16 protein-coding genes are annotated in these 17,077 nt (G+C 46.6%); 7 read left to right on the forward strand and 9 right to left on the reverse strand.

Going from position 1 to position 17,077, the window contains the following annotated elements:
- Window positions 1-397: 397 nt before the first annotated feature.
- On the reverse strand, window positions 398-853 hold the full coding sequence (locus tag AWQ22_RS13930; protein ID WP_012308357.1) for a tRNA (cytidine(34)-2'-O)-methyltransferase: 456 nt from the start codon (window positions 851-853) through the stop codon (window positions 398-400).
- A 56-nt stretch (window positions 854-909) separates the two neighbouring features.
- Window positions 910-2,055: a glutamate--cysteine ligase gene (gene gshA / locus AWQ22_RS13935; RefSeq protein WP_030007759.1), complete on the reverse strand. Its 1,146-nt coding sequence runs from the start codon at window positions 2,053-2,055 to the stop codon at window positions 910-912.
- A 178-nt stretch (window positions 2,056-2,233) separates the two neighbouring features.
- Between gshA and AWQ22_RS16975 the strand changes: the two genes are divergently transcribed.
- Both AWQ22_RS16975 and cobA read left to right on the forward strand, forming a co-directional pair.
- Window positions 2,234-2,374: a hypothetical protein gene (locus tag AWQ22_RS16975; protein WP_012308359.1), complete on the forward strand. Its 141-nt coding sequence runs from the start codon at window positions 2,234-2,236 to the stop codon at window positions 2,372-2,374.
- Between the two features lie 247 nt (window positions 2,375-2,621).
- Window positions 2,622-3,392 carry a uroporphyrinogen-III C-methyltransferase gene (gene cobA, locus AWQ22_RS13945; protein WP_232321395.1) on the forward strand — a complete coding sequence of 257 codons (771 nt, stop codon included), beginning with the start codon at window positions 2,622-2,624 and terminating at the stop codon, window positions 3,390-3,392.
- On the opposite strand, the gene AWQ22_RS13950 is transcribed toward cobA, so the two are convergent.
- From AWQ22_RS13950 to AWQ22_RS13970, 5 genes are all read right to left on the reverse strand, one after another.
- Complete coding sequence (locus AWQ22_RS13950) at window positions 3,375-5,012, reverse strand: acetolactate synthase large subunit (RefSeq protein WP_030007761.1); 1,638 nt, start codon at window positions 5,010-5,012, stop codon at window positions 3,375-3,377. The genes cobA and AWQ22_RS13950 overlap by 18 nt on opposite strands.
- A 49-nt stretch (window positions 5,013-5,061) precedes the next feature.
- Window positions 5,062-6,426: an NAD-dependent succinate-semialdehyde dehydrogenase gene (locus tag AWQ22_RS13955; protein WP_065711740.1), complete on the reverse strand. Its 1,365-nt coding sequence runs from the start codon at window positions 6,424-6,426 to the stop codon at window positions 5,062-5,064.
- 167 nt (window positions 6,427-6,593) lie between these two features.
- Window positions 6,594-7,118 carry a phycobiliprotein lyase gene (locus tag AWQ22_RS13960; protein WP_045442612.1) on the reverse strand — a complete coding sequence of 175 codons (525 nt, stop codon included), beginning with the start codon at window positions 7,116-7,118 and terminating at the stop codon, window positions 6,594-6,596.
- A gap of 111 nt (window positions 7,119-7,229) precedes the next feature.
- The gene (locus AWQ22_RS13965; RefSeq protein WP_030008230.1) at window positions 7,230-7,430 is read right to left on the reverse strand and encodes a hypothetical protein; all 201 of its coding nucleotides are present in this window, start codon (window positions 7,428-7,430) and stop codon (window positions 7,230-7,232) included.
- A 185-nt stretch (window positions 7,431-7,615) separates the two neighbouring features.
- Window positions 7,616-9,163 carry an AAA family ATPase gene (locus AWQ22_RS13970; protein ID WP_065711481.1) on the reverse strand — a complete coding sequence of 516 codons (1,548 nt, stop codon included), beginning with the start codon at window positions 9,161-9,163 and terminating at the stop codon, window positions 7,616-7,618.
- A 233-nt stretch (window positions 9,164-9,396) separates the two neighbouring features.
- Here AWQ22_RS13970 and ald point away from each other — a divergent pair, with 233 nt between their 5' ends.
- Window positions 9,397-10,485, forward strand: coding sequence for an alanine dehydrogenase (gene ald / locus AWQ22_RS13975; RefSeq protein WP_065711482.1), 1,089 nt, complete (start codon window positions 9,397-9,399; stop codon window positions 10,483-10,485).
- 45 nt (window positions 10,486-10,530) lie between these two features.
- Here the strand turns inward: ald and AWQ22_RS13980 are convergent, their stop codons facing one another.
- The gene (locus AWQ22_RS13980) at window positions 10,531-11,373 is read right to left on the reverse strand and encodes a tetratricopeptide repeat protein (RefSeq protein ID WP_065711483.1); all 843 of its coding nucleotides are present in this window, start codon (window positions 11,371-11,373) and stop codon (window positions 10,531-10,533) included.
- A gap of 115 nt (window positions 11,374-11,488) precedes the next feature.
- Complete coding sequence (locus AWQ22_RS13985) at window positions 11,489-12,454, reverse strand: tyrosine-type recombinase/integrase (RefSeq protein WP_065711484.1); 966 nt, start codon at window positions 12,452-12,454, stop codon at window positions 11,489-11,491.
- Between the two features lie 762 nt (window positions 12,455-13,216).
- Between AWQ22_RS13985 and AWQ22_RS13990 the strand changes: the two genes are divergently transcribed.
- The 4 genes from AWQ22_RS13990 (at window position 13,217) to AWQ22_RS14010 (ending at window position 17,075) form a co-directional block, all read left to right on the forward strand.
- Window positions 13,217-13,798: a hypothetical protein gene (locus tag AWQ22_RS13990; protein ID WP_065711485.1), complete on the forward strand. Its 582-nt coding sequence runs from the start codon at window positions 13,217-13,219 to the stop codon at window positions 13,796-13,798.
- Window positions 13,799-14,173: 375 nt separating this feature from the next.
- Window positions 14,174-15,232: a hypothetical protein gene (locus AWQ22_RS13995; RefSeq protein ID WP_157094639.1), complete on the forward strand. Its 1,059-nt coding sequence runs from the start codon at window positions 14,174-14,176 to the stop codon at window positions 15,230-15,232.
- Window positions 15,233-16,104: 872 nt separating this feature from the next.
- On the forward strand, window positions 16,105-16,500 hold the full coding sequence (locus AWQ22_RS14005; RefSeq protein WP_065711488.1) for a hypothetical protein: 396 nt from the start codon (window positions 16,105-16,107) through the stop codon (window positions 16,498-16,500).
- 68 nt (window positions 16,501-16,568) lie between these two features.
- Window positions 16,569-17,075, forward strand: coding sequence for a hypothetical protein (locus AWQ22_RS14010; RefSeq protein ID WP_065711489.1), 507 nt, complete (start codon window positions 16,569-16,571; stop codon window positions 17,073-17,075).
- The last annotated feature ends 2 nt before the right edge of the window (window positions 17,076-17,077 follow it).

The following is a 17,077-nucleotide window of genomic DNA, read 5'->3' on the forward strand; positions in this document are numbered from 1 at the left end:
CTCGTGATTGAGATCACTTGAATTGGACATTTGGTGAATGTCTAGGAAAGGTTACCCTGGTTTCTTCTTTTTAACAAGTCTGGGTTGATATATTTTGATTTTTCTGGGGGAAAAACACTGGGATCAATGGGTAGTCCAGGATACAGAACAAGGGTGATTTCAGTTAATATTTAGTTGCACTTTTCCCCACTGGCGATCGCCTAGCATATTTTTTCGGTTTTGACAGCTTCTCTAGCCCAGACACCTATTGCATAAGCTTTTTAGGCTTTCTAAGTGCACATTTAGCGATAGTATTTTTGTTTTAAAAGAATAAAATCTCCACCGATTCAGGGGAGATCTGTTAATGTTTTCGGCGCACTACGGGGGGGCGGTGATAGAAATATCTTATCGGGGAAAACTAAAGCCCTAATTGACGCCGCACTTCAAAGAGACCCACCGCTGCACTCACGGAAAGATTAAGGCTCCGAACATGGGTCTTATTGATAGGAATAGTTAGGGTTGCATCGCAGCGTTGGAGCAGTTCTGCGGGGAGGCCTTGGGTTTCACTGCCAAATAGCAACCAGTCATCATCTTGGTAGGTGAATTCTGTGTATTGGCTCGTGCCCCGGACGCTGTAACCCAGGAGACGCCCTCCTCTGGTGGCCTGGGCCTGGAGGAAATGCTCAAGGTCGGGATAGAAAGAAAGTTTGACATGGGGCCAGTAATCTAGGCCGGCGCGTTTTAGGTGGCGATCGCCAATTTCAAAACCTAGGGGGCCAACGAGGTGTAATTCCGTATCGGTCGCCGCACAGGTACGGGCAATATTACCTGTATTGGGGGGAATTTGGGGGTGAACAAGAACCAGTTGGGGCATCGGCGCAGATTAATAAACAAAGTCTTACAAACAGTTAAAGATACCCATTCAAGCACCTAGGCAACAAGGGCAGCGGGTTCGCACAAATATTGGGCTAATTCTTGATCGAGGGTTTCGGCTTCGGCGATCGCCTTTTGGATAATCATCTCTAAAGGTTGACCTTGACGATGGGCCTGGAGCCATTGTTGAGCCTGATTCCCCTCCCGGAGTAACTTTTGCAAGGGGCTGAGAAAACAAGCAAATCCCGCCTGTTTCGCAAAGGGATAGACTTCTGTATAAATTTCTTGGATCCAATCCACCGCTTGAATCGGCTGGCCTGTGCGCCAGTGATAGAGGGTCGCCTCTAGGCTAGATTGGGCCGCCAGTTGCTCATTGGCATCGGTAATTTCCAAAAGGCGGGCTGGATTTAGCTGACTGGACTTGAGGGGGTCGAGGTGGGGCTGGGCCAAAAGCTGCTGGATTCTTGCTTCGACGAAGGCGACAATGGCCAGCAATTGCAGGGGATGGATCACCAAATCACAAATTCTCAATTCCAAACGGTTTAAGGAGTAGGGACGGCGATCGCCATTGGGACGCACCGAAGACCACAAATGTCGGACATTTTGCATCGTCCCCAGGCGGAGTTGCTCATTAGTCCAATCAATAAAATGTTGATGGCTGGTAAATAGGGGCACCTGGGCCGGAGTTTTCGGGAACACTTGCCAGCGGCGGGAATGGGAACCCGTCACGCGACCATCTAGAAACGGCGAGGCCGCACTTAGCGCCAGGATCAACGGGGCTTCGAGGCGCATTAACCGACAGGCCCGCATCAAAATTTCTGGATCCTCAATGCCAATATTAATGTGGACACTGGCCGTCACCACATCGGTGCCATAGGTCTGTTCAATATAGGCATGGTAGGGATTTTGGGGATCCGAGCGAAAAAAGCGACTCGCATCACCGAGAGAGAGGGTACTGCCAGGAATGAGGGTGTAGTTCCCCAGGGTTTTCAAAAACTGACGCAGTTGCAGTCGGGGCTGCAAAATTGCACAGAGCAAACTTTCATAGCTGCAACAAGGGGGCGTGGTGTATTCGACATTGCGATTATCGGGTTCCCGCACAAAGCCTTCGAGGGCCTTTACCACTTGATCGGAGAGGCCGATAATTTCTCCGGTGGGGGTGCCTGTGTAGATTTCAATCTCTAAACCTTTTGATAGCAGCAAAATGTATCCTCAAATCCTGGCAATGGGGGATGAATCATGCAGATTATCCAGCAATACACTATTTTATGCTGCCCTTCTCTCTCCTTGTGCGAAAATTTCTCCCTGACGGTGGGGAATTTTAAGTTAATATACTCATTCTCTTAATAAACGCCATTTTAAAATTGCTTTAGATCAAACCATGAGTCAATGTACAGTCCAGGATAAAGCCGCCAATACATTACCCCTAGACACCCGGGTAAAATATCTCTCGATCCAAGCGGAATTGGAACTATTGCTCCAGCAAATCCGGTCTAATCCCCAGAAGCAGGAGCGAGCCTAGGATAAATGGGGCGTCATGGTTTTTCATTGGGGCCATGGCTCCTCATTTTTAGATTTTTAGGGATTTTTTGGCGGAAAACGAAAGGGGCGATCGCCTTGTCAAGGGAAAAATTAAGTATTTCTTTAGAAAGGGCAACCAAAGATACAGAAAAAAAAATTGCCCGTGTTAATCTGGGATACCTTACGGCTCCTCAGCCATTTCCCTTAAATTTATTTTCTCCCTGAACCCCTCCTCCATGGCAAATTCCATGACCCCTAGCACTCCAGTCGGCAAAGTTTACCTTGTTGGGGCAGGCCCCGGTGATCCTGGCCTCTTTACCCTAAAGGGCAAAACCCTCCTCGAAATGGCTGATGTGGTTGTTTATGATGCCTTGGTCAGTGAGCCAATTTTGGCGATGATCAATCCCCAGGCCGAACGGATCCATGCGGGGAAACGCCGGGGCAGACATTCACTCCCCCAGGAAGAAACCACAAAAATTTTGATTGAAAAAGCCCAGGAATTCGCCATTGTGGTGCGCTTGAAAGGGGGCGATCCGTTTGTTTTTGGGCGGGGCGGCGAAGAAATGGCTGATCTCCAAGCCGCAAATATTCCCGTCGAAATTGTCCCAGGCATTACCTCTGGCATTGCCGCTCCCGCCTACTGTGGCATTCCCCTCACCAGCCGTGGTTATAGTTGTTCAGCAACCTTTGTCACAGGCCATGAGGCCGCTGGCAAGTATCGACCCCAGGTCAATTGGCAGGCGATCGCCCAGGGTTCCGAGACCCTTGTGATCTACATGGGCATCCACAATCTGCCCCAAATTATTCCCCAGCTCCTCGCAGGGGGCTTAACCACAGACACTCCTATTGCTCTAATTCGTTGGGGAACGCGCCCGGATCAAGAAGAACTCCTGGGTAATCTTGGGGACATTGTCCAAAAAGTCGAAACAACGGGCTTTGCTGCACCGGCGATCGCCATTGTGGGTCGGGTAGTGGAACTCCATCCCCAGTACGACACCCTGTTACATACGGCAAATTAAATCCCCTGATTTTTGGGAGAATTTCACATTCTCACTGTAGTCCACGGGGCAATCGATTACCGCTGGTACATCCTGGGCTAGGGCTTCTTTTAAGGTTGGCACAAGGTCGGCGGCGGCAGTAATCCGATAACCCTTGAGGCCCATACTTTCTGCAAACTGCACAAAATCGGGATTACCAAACTCCACAAAGGCTGGTGCGCCGAACTGGTTAATCTGTTTCCAACCGATCAAACCATAGCCACCGTCGTTAAAAATTAGGGTGACAAAATTCGCCCCAATGCGCAGGGCCGTTTCGAGCTCCTGGCAGTTCATCATAAATCCTCCGTCCCCCGTGACAGCCACGACATTTTTTTCTGGGTGGACTAATTTCGCTGCTACAGCACCGGGAATCGCAATGCCCATCGCCGCAAATCCATTGGAAATCAGGCAAGTATTGGGGCGATCGCAATGGTAATGGCGGGCCATCCACATTTTGTGGGCCCCAACATCGGAAATGACGATGTCCTCTGGGGCCATCACTTGGCGGAGATCGTAGATGATTTTTTGGGGTTTGACCGGAAAACTAGCGTCGGTGCCGTGGCGTTCATAGTCCTCCCGAATCTCAGCCCGGACATTGAGAAATTTTGGCGCGGTTTTGCCCTCACGGTCTGTGCGTTTACGGATTTCATTTAAGGCATCACCAATGTCACCAACGACTTCTGTGAGGGGAATATAACTACTGTCAATTTCGGCGGCCACTTCACCAATGTGGATAATTGGGGTCGTTCCCTCTGGGTTCCAGCGTTTGGGGGAATATTCGATCAGATCGTAGCCCACTGCAATCACTAAATCGCTCTGTTCAAAGGCACAGGTGACAAAATCGCGCTGTTGGAGTCCCACCGTCCACAGGGACAGGGGATGGGTGTAGGGAATTGCCCCTTTGCCCATAAAGGTGTTGACCACGGGAATATTCAACTGGGTGGCAAAATCGGTGAGGGCTTCGGCGGCATCGGCGCGAATAATGCCATTACCCACCAGGATTAAAGGACTCTTGGCATGGGCGATCGCCTCGGCAGCCCGGTTTAAACTCCGGCTTGAAGCATAGATTTTTTCACGACCATCCCGCTGGAGGGGCTGACCTTCTACGGGCATCGCCGCAATATTTTCAGGGAGGTCGATGTGTACGGCCCCTGGTTTTTCCTGCTGGGCAATTTTAAAGGCACGACGTACCACCTCCGGGGTCGTGTTCGGCCGGACAATTTGTTTATTCCACTTGGTGACGGGGGCAAACATCGCCACCAGATCAAGATATTGGTGGGATTCAATGTGCATGCGGTCGGTACCCACCTGCCCTGTAATCGCAATCAGGGGAGCCCCATCGAGGTTCGCATCGGCAACCCCGGTCATTAGATTGGTAGCCCCAGGCCCCAGGGTAGACAGACAAACCCCCGCTTTTCCGGTTAAACGACCGTATACATCGGCCATAAAAGCGGCACCTTGTTCATGGCGGACGGTGATAAAGCGGATGGGAGACTCCTTAAGGGCTTCGAGGATATGGAGATTTTCTTCCCCCGGCAGCCCAAAAATATACTCCACCCCTTCATTTTCTAGACATCGGATCAATAATTCTGCAGTATTCACGGGCGATCGCCTCCTCAGGCACCAAAATCGTTGGGATAAAGTCGGGGGGTTATTTTAGCCACACCGTTTTGGCATTCACAAAGGTGCGAATCCCAGCGAGGCCCAATTCTCGCCCATAACCAGAGCGTTTCGTCCCACCAAAGGGGAGGCGGGGGTCAGATTTCACCATGCCATTGATAAAAACGGCCCCAGCATCGAGCTCTTGAATAAAGCGTTGTTGTTCTGCTGGATCATTTGTCCAGGCGCTGGCCCCTAAACCAAAGGGAATATCATTGGCGAGGGCGATCGCCTGATCGAGATCTTTAACCGTAAAGACCATCGCCACCGGCGCAAACAGTTCCTCCTGGAGAATCTTTGCCCCTGGGGGAATCTCTGTCAAAATGGTCGGCGGATAAAAATAACCGGCGCGGTCTAGGGGTCGCCCGCCCAACAAAACCTTGACCCCAGCAGCCACCGCTTGATCCACTTGGCGGCTGATATCCTGCAAGATGCCCTCCGTTGCCAAGGGGCCAATCTCCGTCTCCGGTGCCATGGGATCGCCGATCTTAAGACTGGCAAATTTGAGGTGGAGTTTTTCGAGAAATTCGGCGGCGATCGCCTCGTGGAGAATAAATCGTTTCGCGGCAATACAAGATTGACCATTGTTCATCGTACGGGCTACAGTACCGACCTCGACTGCTTCATCAAGATCCGCCGACGGAAAGACCACAAAGGGATCACTGCCACCCAGTTCCAACAGCGTCGGTTTAATTTCCTGGCCCGCTAGACTGGCTAAACTCGCCCCCGCTGGTTCGCTCCCTGTTAAGGTGGCGGCCTTCACCCGGGGATCTTTAATCACCTGCTCTACCTGGGACGCGCCAATTAACAAGGTTTGAAACACCCCTTCCGGAAATCCTGCCGCCTCTAAAATCGCTTCCACCGCCAGGGCGCACTGGGGCACATTGGACGCATGTTTTAACACCGCCACATTCCCGGCCATTAATGCTGGGGCGGCAAAACGAAACACCTGCCAGAAGGGAAAATTCCACGGCATCACCGCGAGCAGAATGCCCAAGGGCTGATAGCACACATAACTTTCTGTGGCCTGGGTTTCTGTGTATTCGTTGGCCAAAAACTGTTCACCATGTTCGGCATAGTAGCGACAGACTAAAGCAGATTTTTCGGCTTCGGCGATCGCACTTTTATGGGTTTTTCCCATCTCAGTGGTCATAATCTCCGCAAACTTACTGGCGTCCCGTTCGAGGATGGCCGCTGCATTTTCGAGCCACTGTCGCCGTTGGCTAAAACTGGTGCGCCGATATGCTTGAAATGCTTCCTGGGCCTTGGCTAATTTTGCGTCAATTTCTGCTGGGGTCAGGGCTTTAAAACGCTGACAAATTTCTCCGGTCGTGGGATTGATCGTGGCGATCGCCATAACTCTCTCCTTTGCCGCTGCGGGCTTGAGGCCTCCACTCTTCTCAGTGTAAGCGGGAATTTTTGCAATTTTTAGCGATACCGATAAACCTAAACAATCCGTGACATACACTCGACACGGATATTTTTATGCAAGGGAGATTTTTTAAAACGGCAAATTTAGGATTCCTAAAGACGCGTTTCTAAATATTGCGCGATCATCAGTTCTTGTCCCGCACGGGAAGTAATAGTTTGGCGTGTGCGGTGTTTATCCCCAACAAATTTAATTTCTTCTTCAAAACTGGCGCCGTCGTAGGCAGTCTGGAGTCGCATCACGTGGGGTTGAATCAATTCAAATTCGGCCACAATCGGGGCTGTTGTCGAAAAACCACGGTCGCGGTACATCAACTGATCCCGAATTCCAAAAATCGTCTCTCCTTTGAGAGGTTTGCGCTGCACATTGGTATAGGTGCTTTCCCAAGTAACTTTTGCCCCACATTGAAAGGCCTGATCAGGGGAAAGGTGGTGGGCGATCGCCAAGGGTTTGAGGTGGGGATGCTCGGCGGGTAAAAAGACGACTTCGATTGCTGAAATGGCCTCCAGGGGTTCCTGGTCACTGTTGAGGGTGTAGTAGCGGCGCTGGGAATGCCACCGACCGGCAGAGCGCTGAAAAAAGGCGGTGCTGGCACTGGGCGAAGTCGCAAGTAAATTCATGGGCAAAGAGCTTCGAGAGCTGCGGCAAATGTCAATGCTTAGTTTATATATTGTTACATTTTCTTGTAATCCTGGGCAAGGCAAGGGCGATCGCCTCACCCAGGCGCGGCCCTACTTCACGTACTGCCACTGATTGCGAATGAGGGAAAGAAAGGTGGCGTACCCCGCAGAGGTGGACGGGAAATCGGGTTTGTAAAATTCCGGGAACTCCGTGTAGGGACGCCAGGGATCAAAGGCTTTTAACCTAAGGTGTAGTACCCCTTCCGATGCGCCACCATTGGGGCTCCAGGTCATTTGTCCTGCTGTTTGCATGGTTTTTACTCCTTACTCGAAATAGTCAATGAGTATTTATAACTATTATTTTGGGGAAATAACCCAGGGTTTCCGTGGGATTTGTTACGGGGTGAGAGAGAAATATGCGGAAGTGTTAACTTTTCGTAATATTTCAACCCAAGCTGGCGATCGCCTTTTTCCTTTCTCTCAGCAGTTGCTTTGGCTTAAACAGGTTCCTCCGTCAGTTGGGCCATAATTGCGGCGGGAGTCTGGGTGGTATCCAGGGTTTTAACCAGGGGATGTTCCTCTGGGATAAAGGATTCAAAATGTTCCTGTTGGCTCGTGAGCAGATCGGCTGTCGCATCGGAAATATCGTTGGTGCGGGTCGTTAACCGCTGGGCCAAAATTGGCAACGGTGCCTGACAGTGGAAAATTTCTAGGGGAATGTCCTGGTCAGCACAAGCTTTAATCACATTTTTACGATAGACAAGTTTGTCATATTTGGCATCGAGGATGACGGTAAAACCCTGTTTTGCCAACAGTAAACCAAGCTCTTGTAGGCGAGCATAGGTTTGTTCATTCATCGCTTCACTGTAGAGGCGGTCATCGCCTTTTGCTTCTAAAGATAAGCCTGCTAAATGTTTACGCACAGCATCGGAGCGCAGTTGAATTCCATTCCATTGGCGAGCTGCCGCCCGGGCCATCGTTGATTTGCCAGCACCGGATAAACCACACATTACAATCACTTTTCCCTGGGGGCGTTGGGTATAGCGCCAAGCTAGATCGTAGTAATCTGAAGCGATCGCCGCAGCCTGGATTTTTGCTTCTGGGGCGATCGCCGGATCATCTAAAAGAAATGAAGTCACTTTCGCCCGCACATAGGCCTGGCGACTCAGGTAAAGGGGCAAGACCTGGAGCCCTTCCCAATCTCCGGTACGTTCAACATAGGTATTGAGAAAAGCATTCCCCTGCTCCCTGGCCCCCCGCGCATCTAAATCCATCACCGTAAAAGCCACGTCATACATGGTATCTACGAACCGGAAAGGCTCATTGAATTCGATGCGGTCAAATAGTTGAATCTGATCTTGCCAAAAACAAATATTGCGCAGGTGCAGATCGCCATGGCATTCTTTGATTTTTGCTTCGCGGCGGCGTTTGGCAAAAATTTCCTCCCGGCTAGCAAAGAAATTATCTGTAAATTGTTTGGTTTGCTCGAAGCGCTCTTGGGTCTGGACAGTGCCAATATATTTGGCCGTTTGGGCGTAGTTTTCATCAATGGCCTGGCGGATTTTGGCAATTTCCCCAAAGCTCAGAATGTAGTCGTTGGTGGTCGCCCGTTGATGAAAATCAGCGACAGCTTTTCCCAGTTGCACCATGTGCGCTTCGGTAAGGGTGCCTGCTGTAAACATCTCACTCAACAGATTTTCCTGGGGGAATTGACGCATTTTCACGGCATATTCCACCACTTCCCCTGCCCCATTAAAAGCATAGGTTTGGCCGTCATAGGTAATGGGCAGCACTTCTAGGTACAGGTCAGCAGCCAGGGCACGATTTAGCTCCAGTTCTACTTTGCAGAAATGTTGACGCTTGTCTAGGGTCGAAAAATCCAAGAAGCCGAAATTAACCGCTTTTTTTAGTTTGTAGGCATAGTCCCCAGTTAAAAACACGTAGGACACATGGGTTTGCACTAAGGCGATCGCCTCCTGGGTCGGGTGGGGATATATCGCTGGCTGTTGTAGCGCTTCAATCAAGGCCGAGATCGAATGGGACATCTAAAAAATTTCACCGTAGAAGATATTGAGGTTTATTGTGCCATCTTGCTCCGGTTCCCTCTGCCCAGAGTCTGAATCACTACTATTTTGTCTAAGTTAATTTAGTCTTTTTACGAAGCAATGCTTGGTTCAAGTTGAATTTGTGTCGTTTGGGGAGTAGGTGCTGACAGGGCCTCAAAAAAGTCCTTAAATAAAAAGCACAGATCCCAAGACAAAACATAGAGGCGTTGAGGATGAAAATCGGTGTCCCCAAGGAAATCAAAGACCAAGAATTTCGGGTTGGTTTGTCACCGAGCAGTGTGCAAGTCCTCGCCAGTGCGGGTCATCATATTTTTATTGAAACGGGGGCGGGCCTCGGTTCTGGATTTACGGATTCGGAATACCAACAGGCCGGAGCCGAAATTGTTTCTACGGCGGCGATCGCCTGGGAACAAGACATGGTCGTTAAAGTCAAAGAACCGCTCCCCTCAGAATATGGCTCGTTGCGCCCTGGTCAAATCCTATTTACCTATCTCCATTTAGCCGCTGATCGCCAGCTCACAGAAAATTTAATGCGATCAGGCGTGACGGCGATCGCCTACGAAACGGTCACCGACGGCAAAGGTCATTTACCACTCCTTGCGCCGATGAGTGTTATCGCTGGGCGCTTGGCCGTGCAGTTTGGGGCGCGCTATCTCGAAAAACAGCAGGGAGGCAGAGGCGTTTTACTCGGAGGTGTCCCTGGCGTTGGGCCGGGTCGTGTGATGATTCTTGGTGGGGGGACCGTCGGCACCGAAGCGGCAAAAATGGCCGTGGGCCTTGGGGCCCAGGTACAGATCCTCGACATTAACGTCGATCGCCTCAGTGATTTAGAAGCGCTATTTGGCTCCCGGGTGGAACTACTCTACAGCACACCGACCCAAATTCAACGCTGGTTACCCCTCGCCGATCTGGTGATTGGGGCCGTGCTTTTACCGGGCAAACGTGCACCAATTTTAGTGTCCCGTGCCGCAGTCAAACAGATGAAACGGGGTTCTGTCATTATTGACGTAGCCGTAGACCAAGGGGGCTGCATCGAAACTCTGCGGCCCACCAGTCACAGTGCCCCCACCTATCTCGAAGAAGGGGTTGTCCATTTTGGGGTGCCCAATATGCCGGGGGCCGTACCTTGGACAGCAACCCAAGCCCTTAATAACAGCACTTTGCCCTACGTTCTCCAACTGGCCAATCAAGGTCTAGGAGCGATTAAACAAAATCCGGCGATCGCCCAAGGATTAAATATTGCCGAGCGGCGTTTAGTCCACCCTTCGGTGCGAGAAGTCTTTCCCGATTTAGCCGACTAAAGTTAAGCCATACTTAGATTTTCGCAAATGAAGCTCGCTCTTTGTTTACTGGAATAACACCCGCACAAAAGTTTCTGCCCGTCGTTTGCCCTCCATATCTCCTTGGGCATCAAACATCGCGATCGCCTTCTCTAGATCTTGACGGGCCTCTTGATTTTGCCCCAGACCGGCCAAGGCAATACCGCGATTGTTGTAAGCAACGGCAAGTCCCTCATTGAGATCAATAAGAACATTCGCATCCTGGAGTGCTTTTTCATATTCGCCCGTCCGCACATACAAACTAGACCGGTTGATTAAAGCAATGACGTTTTGGGGATTGAGGCGGAGTGCTTGGCTAAAATCCTGAAGCGCTTCTTCCCGTAGGCCGGCATTGGTTAAGATCAAGCCACGGTTGATGTAAGGATCAACCCACTCAGGCATGAGCGTAATCGCCTGGGTCAAATCGTCATAGGCTTGTTGTGCCTGGCCAAGTTTATGGGAGACGGTTCCCCGACCAAAATAAGAGGCTGCAGAATTTGGATCTAAAACAAGGGCACGATTAAAGTCAGCGATCGCCTGTTCGTATTGCTCTAATTCTCCGTAGGCAATCCCCCGGTTATTGTAAGCTTCAACAAAATTTGGATCCCGTTGAATCGCTTGATCAAAAGCGGCGATCGCCTGCTCATATTGACCTTGGGCAAGGGCGATAAGACCTTCCTCTAGAGATTTTTCAGCCTCACTCAATGGCTGTTCTTGGGGTACATCAGGCAGCAAATCAGCAGCGCTTTGGGCTCGTCCCAGGGGAATTTCCACGAGCAATAAACTCGAAGCACCAATGGCTAACCCCACAAAGACCTTCAAGATCAGTCGGTTAGCGAAACAAAAACGCAAAAAATGAGCCTGATTCATAATCTTCAAATTAAATCTTCTAACCATGTTGAGTCAAAGCTCTTTGAGTACGATAGATACTGATATTCATCACAGCGCAATGGGTTTGTTTTTGCTTTTCTGGATCAAAAAGCCCCTAGATCAAATTCGCCAAGAGATCTGTAATTTCCCCTTGGACATCCCTGCGGTTGTCATCATAAATCATCAAGGTATTGAGGTCGGCATGACGAGAAAATTTTTGTACCTTACGCACGTCTCCATTGGTCGCATCAAGGGCCGCCGTAATCCCAGAGTGACGAATGCGGTGGGGTGATAATAATTTTGTGACGCCTGCGGCCTTGGCTGTGTTCCGGACTAACTGGTAAATAGCTGTCCCCGTGAGACGGTGGCCCAGGTGAGCGCGATCAAGGGCAACAAATAATGGCTGAATTTTATTTTTAGATCCGGGACGGACGGCTAACCAAGCTTTAAGGGCTGTCACTGTTGCGGCAGAGAGTGTGACCCATTGTTTTTGGCGGCCTTTTCCCTTACCTAAAATTGCGAGCGATCGCCGTTCGAGGTCTAAATCTTCTAAGTTGGTTTGGACAATTTCATTACGCCGCAGCGCATTATCCCAGAGCAATCTCAAAATAGCGTAATCACGCTTTCCCTTGATGGTCTTCTGGTTAGGAATTTTTAAAATTTGTCGATAAACAGTTTGTGAAATCCCAGTGGTGTCCCGATAGCGACTGACCTTTTCTCCTTTGATGCCACCGAGGGTATAGCGACATTGCCCCAACTGATTCGCCAAACGAACCAATGCTTTGAGGGCGGCAAGACGACGATTAATGGTGGCTTCCTTGAGGCAGCGGACATCCCGTAGATGATTTTTGTAGCGCAGAACGAGGGCGAGGGCCTGGGGTTGCTCCAGATTCAGAAAGGCTTCGACCAGGAGCGGTGTGGGTTCGTTGGCATCGGCCACAAACCGAAAAAAATCACGAATATCTTTTTTGTAGGCTCGCCAGGTATGGGGCGATTTTTGGTTCTCAAGGAGTTGACTCAGAATGTCCGGATTGTCCGCAGGGACGGAAAAAGGGCCAAGGCTAGCCAGGGATGTTTCCATAATCGGCGATCGCGCAAATCTTTATTTTCTCTACATTTTAGCGGTTTAGCTTATGATAATCTTACTTTACTTAAGCTCCAGCATTGGAACCTAGATATCATAAGGCTTTCCACTGTTTTTAGTATATCAGATCTACCCTATTTTTGCAATAAGGAACGATTTTATTAGCATTTGAAGCTATCTTATTCTCAATAGAGTATTACCGATAATTATCGACAATTCCCGTATTTCTCAGCTCCAATTCAGAGACATCATTGATAACAATATCTTATTAATGATAAACAACAGATAAATGAAAGGTTATAAAATCTCTGAGAGGGAATATAGAGCCTCTGAGGAGAGATAGCCTCATATTGATAGATAAGACCTAGACAACTAAATAGCCTCCTTCATGGATAAGAAAAGAGCCAGTAACAATGTACTGACTCTAGGTGAAGGTTTAAAATTGTAGACTAAAACACCATTTTGATTAAATTTGTGTTAATCCAAATATTCGATTATCCGATCCACTCTCTCTAGTATTTGGTTGGTCTTGTCCTGTAGTTCCTTGAGGATCTCCTCAATCTGTTCAAGCACTTCGTTATCTGCCATTATCAATAACCTGTCTTTATCTTGATGCCCTTACTGTATCAGAAATTCCAAAACAGAAAGTGAGCAATATGTAGCATTTTGTGATCCGTTGCGTTAGACTAGGCGGGCTTGGTCAACACCAAGCACCTTTAGTCAAAATGGTACACATTATGAATTATTTCAAAATTAATCATGACAAACTACTTATCCTTCAGCGAGGTCATGACCCGCCTAGGGTTTAACGATCCTCAAGAGCTCTTAGCTTGCGTTGAGGACGGTGTTCAGAATCCTCACACAGGAGAAACCTACTTCTTAGCGTGTGAGACAGACGCAGAAGGCCACATGGTCTTCGATTTTGAGGAGCTTTATCGATTTGCTGATGCCATCAGCTTTGATGAAGATATCGAGTTGTACCTAGATCTTGCTTGGGAAAGACATCTCCAAGAAAAAAGAGGAGATGATTTCACCAGAGGCGATCTGTTGGCTGAGATGTTTTATTCAGAGAGACATGGGTATCTAGCTGAACACTATCTAGCTGAACACTATAACAACCCTGATCATCGACTCCTAGAGCTTCTACTAGGGGAAACATCTGAAGAACTCTCTGAAGATCCACCTACTAAACTCTCTCCTAGCAAAACTGAAGAAAGACCCTCTGGAGATCAGATTATTGAGGACTTCCATAAGAGAAGAATAGACTACATCGTAGAACACGATCTAGATCCCTACTCAGATGGATTCCTAGACGATCTCCTAGATGACATAACTGAATAACCAGACATAGGCTAGCTCTCAATTGAGGGCTAGCTTTCTTAGTGTACAAGCGAGACAATAAAAAAGTAAATTGAAAATCACAATAAAGAGTAAATTAAATCGTCAGATTAGGGAGGAGGAATAGGGAGGAGAGAAAGGGAGAACAGGGGAGAGAAGAGAGGACAAGTAATAAGTAAAACACTAAATACACTCAAACCCTCACCCTGTATAGCTTTGAGTGCTCTTCGATTTTTCGTATACCCCTAGTTTAATCAACATCAAACCTCCTGTTTCTTCATCAGCAGGAGGTCTTTTGTTGTCTAACAATCTGCCTACTTTCTAACACTTTAAATCCGTATAGTGAGGACATACAGTTACAAAACGAAAGTAAAACTGATGTCTGATTTAAAAAATAGCATTTTAGCTCTCAACCCTAAAGCTGATCCTTCAATATTAGAGGATTTAGTTCAATATTGTTCTGAATATTCCCTCAAGTGGATTCCTTCTACTCAAGGTAAGGGAGCTTATTTCATAGCCTCTCAATTGTCTGAAGCTAAGGGACTTGATGTAGAAGATTATAGAAAGAATTGGAGTGATAAAGCCACGACCGCTACTAAACAGCGGTCGTCAGATTCAACCAAATTAGCGGGTAAGGAATATAAGGTAACAGCCAATGACCTTAATAAATTAAAGAAAATCTATCACGCTATGTATGGAGAATCTCTAGGTAGAATCAATTCTCTCCTAGTAGTTGATTGGAAGAGAGCTTATTCATATTTAGTACAGGGATCTAGTGATACCGCTAAGGACTTCCAAGGATTAGGAGCTAAAGCAATTGAGAGAGCTACCTCTACTCAAATAGCTCAATTCTCTGATACTAAATCTATTTATTCCACTGAGTTAGAATTCCATGCTGCTCTCACTTATCTCTCCTCTCTCACTAATTACACCTTAAAGTCTGAAGTAAGTATCTTAGATACTACCGATAGTAAATGTAAGCACAGACGCTTTGATTTAATCCATCAACAGCCTCATAGAACTAAAGGTAAGGTAGTTACCATCTATGAATTAAAAGCCAATATGATCACCTATGAGGATGTAATCAACACCATAGAGGCTAAACAATATCTCAAGTTAGCTAAGGACAATTATGGAGAACATACCTCTATCATCTTTGTTAGTCCTCTAGGTGGTAGTCCTGAAGCTCTAGCCTATGTTCAGAACTTAGATGATGTGAGCATTATGACAGGTAGACAGCTCTCTCTCTTCTTATTAGAAAAGGCTAAACAGAAGCATGATAAATCTGGAGATGGTTATTTTGTAGAATCTCTTCTACCTAAGAACAATTCAATCATTAAGAAGCTAATAAAAAGTCCTCAAGAATCCAGATTACAGTTATCAGCAGCTCCAAGTAAACCAGCACCAGGGCCTCGTCGAGCACGTACTTTATTATAGGATCTAGGTGCTATCAATAGTGCTGCTATCTTCATATAAGGCTCTAATTTCTTAGCTTCCTCATATTCTTTATCGAGTTGTTCAGGTGTCTTTTTTATATCAGCCAGGAAGCTCAAAAAAAATGGAACAGCAACTACAAATATAATGGCTAGACCAAGCCTGACGTGTTCTCCATGGCAAGTAGACGCGGTTCCAATTGTCAAGAAAAAAATAAATCCGATTAAAACTGAAAGACAACCCATTGTAAGTAACTCCCTTGAGATTGATTTCCAGACTAGATCTTGAAAATCATGAGCACCATTATAGTAAATACCTCATAAATCGAAGAAAGAGTTTTGTTACAATTTGACACTCAATAAAAGCTGTTTGCGATTCCCTCCCAACTCCCTAATCATCTAGGGAGTTTTTTTATTGCCTACTTTTCAACAACTACTTAGTTATATAGTAATAGTAACTAATTTGAAGGAATTAATGAAATCACCAACTACTGAAGAGCTGTTTATTTTATTCCTCAAAGGCAACAACTTAAGGACTATTTCCAAAATGACTAACATTCCTAGATCTACTTTGAGCTATAGATTTTCCAAACATTACGGAAAGAACTACTCCAGCTTAAAAACTAAGAATGGAGTGAGAACCATCCTTAAAGAGTACCTAGAAGGAAATCTACTGAATCTAAATCATAAGAAGTCTCTTAGAGAGTGGATTTGTCACAATGATGAACTCATTCTAAAACACGATTTAGAAAACAGAGACAACATTCTATTTACCAACAAACAGTTAGACTCTCTCACTTATTCTGAGTGTTCTAGATCTGATAAAGATTGGAAATACATATTTGAAAACGTACTCATTCAAGCCGCTTAACTACTATGCCTTACTCAACTCAACATTCCTATATTGATCAATCCGATTTAGTAGACGTATTAGAACTATATTTCCTCAATAGCTTAGATGATGTAGAGGAGTATCTACCTAATCTCTATAAGCATCCTAGAAACCTCAATCCTTCTAACTCTTTATTTGGACAAGTAACCACTGAAGAGATGGATTATTGTTTCAGCTTCCTAACTGAAATAGATAAAAAGATAATGAAGTACATCATCCTCAGAGATGAAGAATCCTTAGTAGACATTACAGACCATTACATTTATCAAGTGTTACCCAATCAGAACAGTAAACAGTTTGATGGGTTACACAATTGGATATGGAAAGTCTATTTTGAGGCTAAAGATAGCATCAGTTATACATTGTTAAAGCTTCTTTAATTGGACAAAACCTATTAATAGATATCGATAAGTGATGAGAGAGCCCTGCTTCTCTCATTTTTTTATATATGAATAAAAATAAGAGAAACAGACTAACTAAAAGACATGATCAATTTATTCTCCTGCTACTGAGTCTATCACCCTCTCTAGAGTTAGAGCAGATCAGTGAGATGTTTGAGAATAAATATGGTTTTCCTCTCAAGGATCACCAGCTCAGTAAAGCAATTGAAAGAGTTAAAGATAGGATTGATGACCTCAAAGATTCAGAGGCTCTCACTCTAGAGATTGCCTATGAAGTAGGGTTTATTACTCTCCATAGTCGTACTAATAGAATCCTAGCCTTAGAGGATATAGTCCACAAGAATATTAACGGCTATAAACATCAAGTGAACTCTCCTAAAGGTGAGATTGTAGAAATCATCAAGAAGGATCATAAGGTAGCTATTGAAGCCCTCAAAGCTATTAAATCTGAGATGGGTAAGGATAATGAGAAATCAGCTATTTACAACCTACAAATAGGTGAAGCTACTCCAAATGATGAAGAGGATGATTTAGAGTCTGATGATGAATTATAAAT

The organism is Picosynechococcus sp. PCC 7117 (assembly GCF_001693275.1).
Lineage (GTDB): Bacteria > Cyanobacteriota > Cyanobacteriia > Cyanobacteriales > MRBY01 > MRBY01.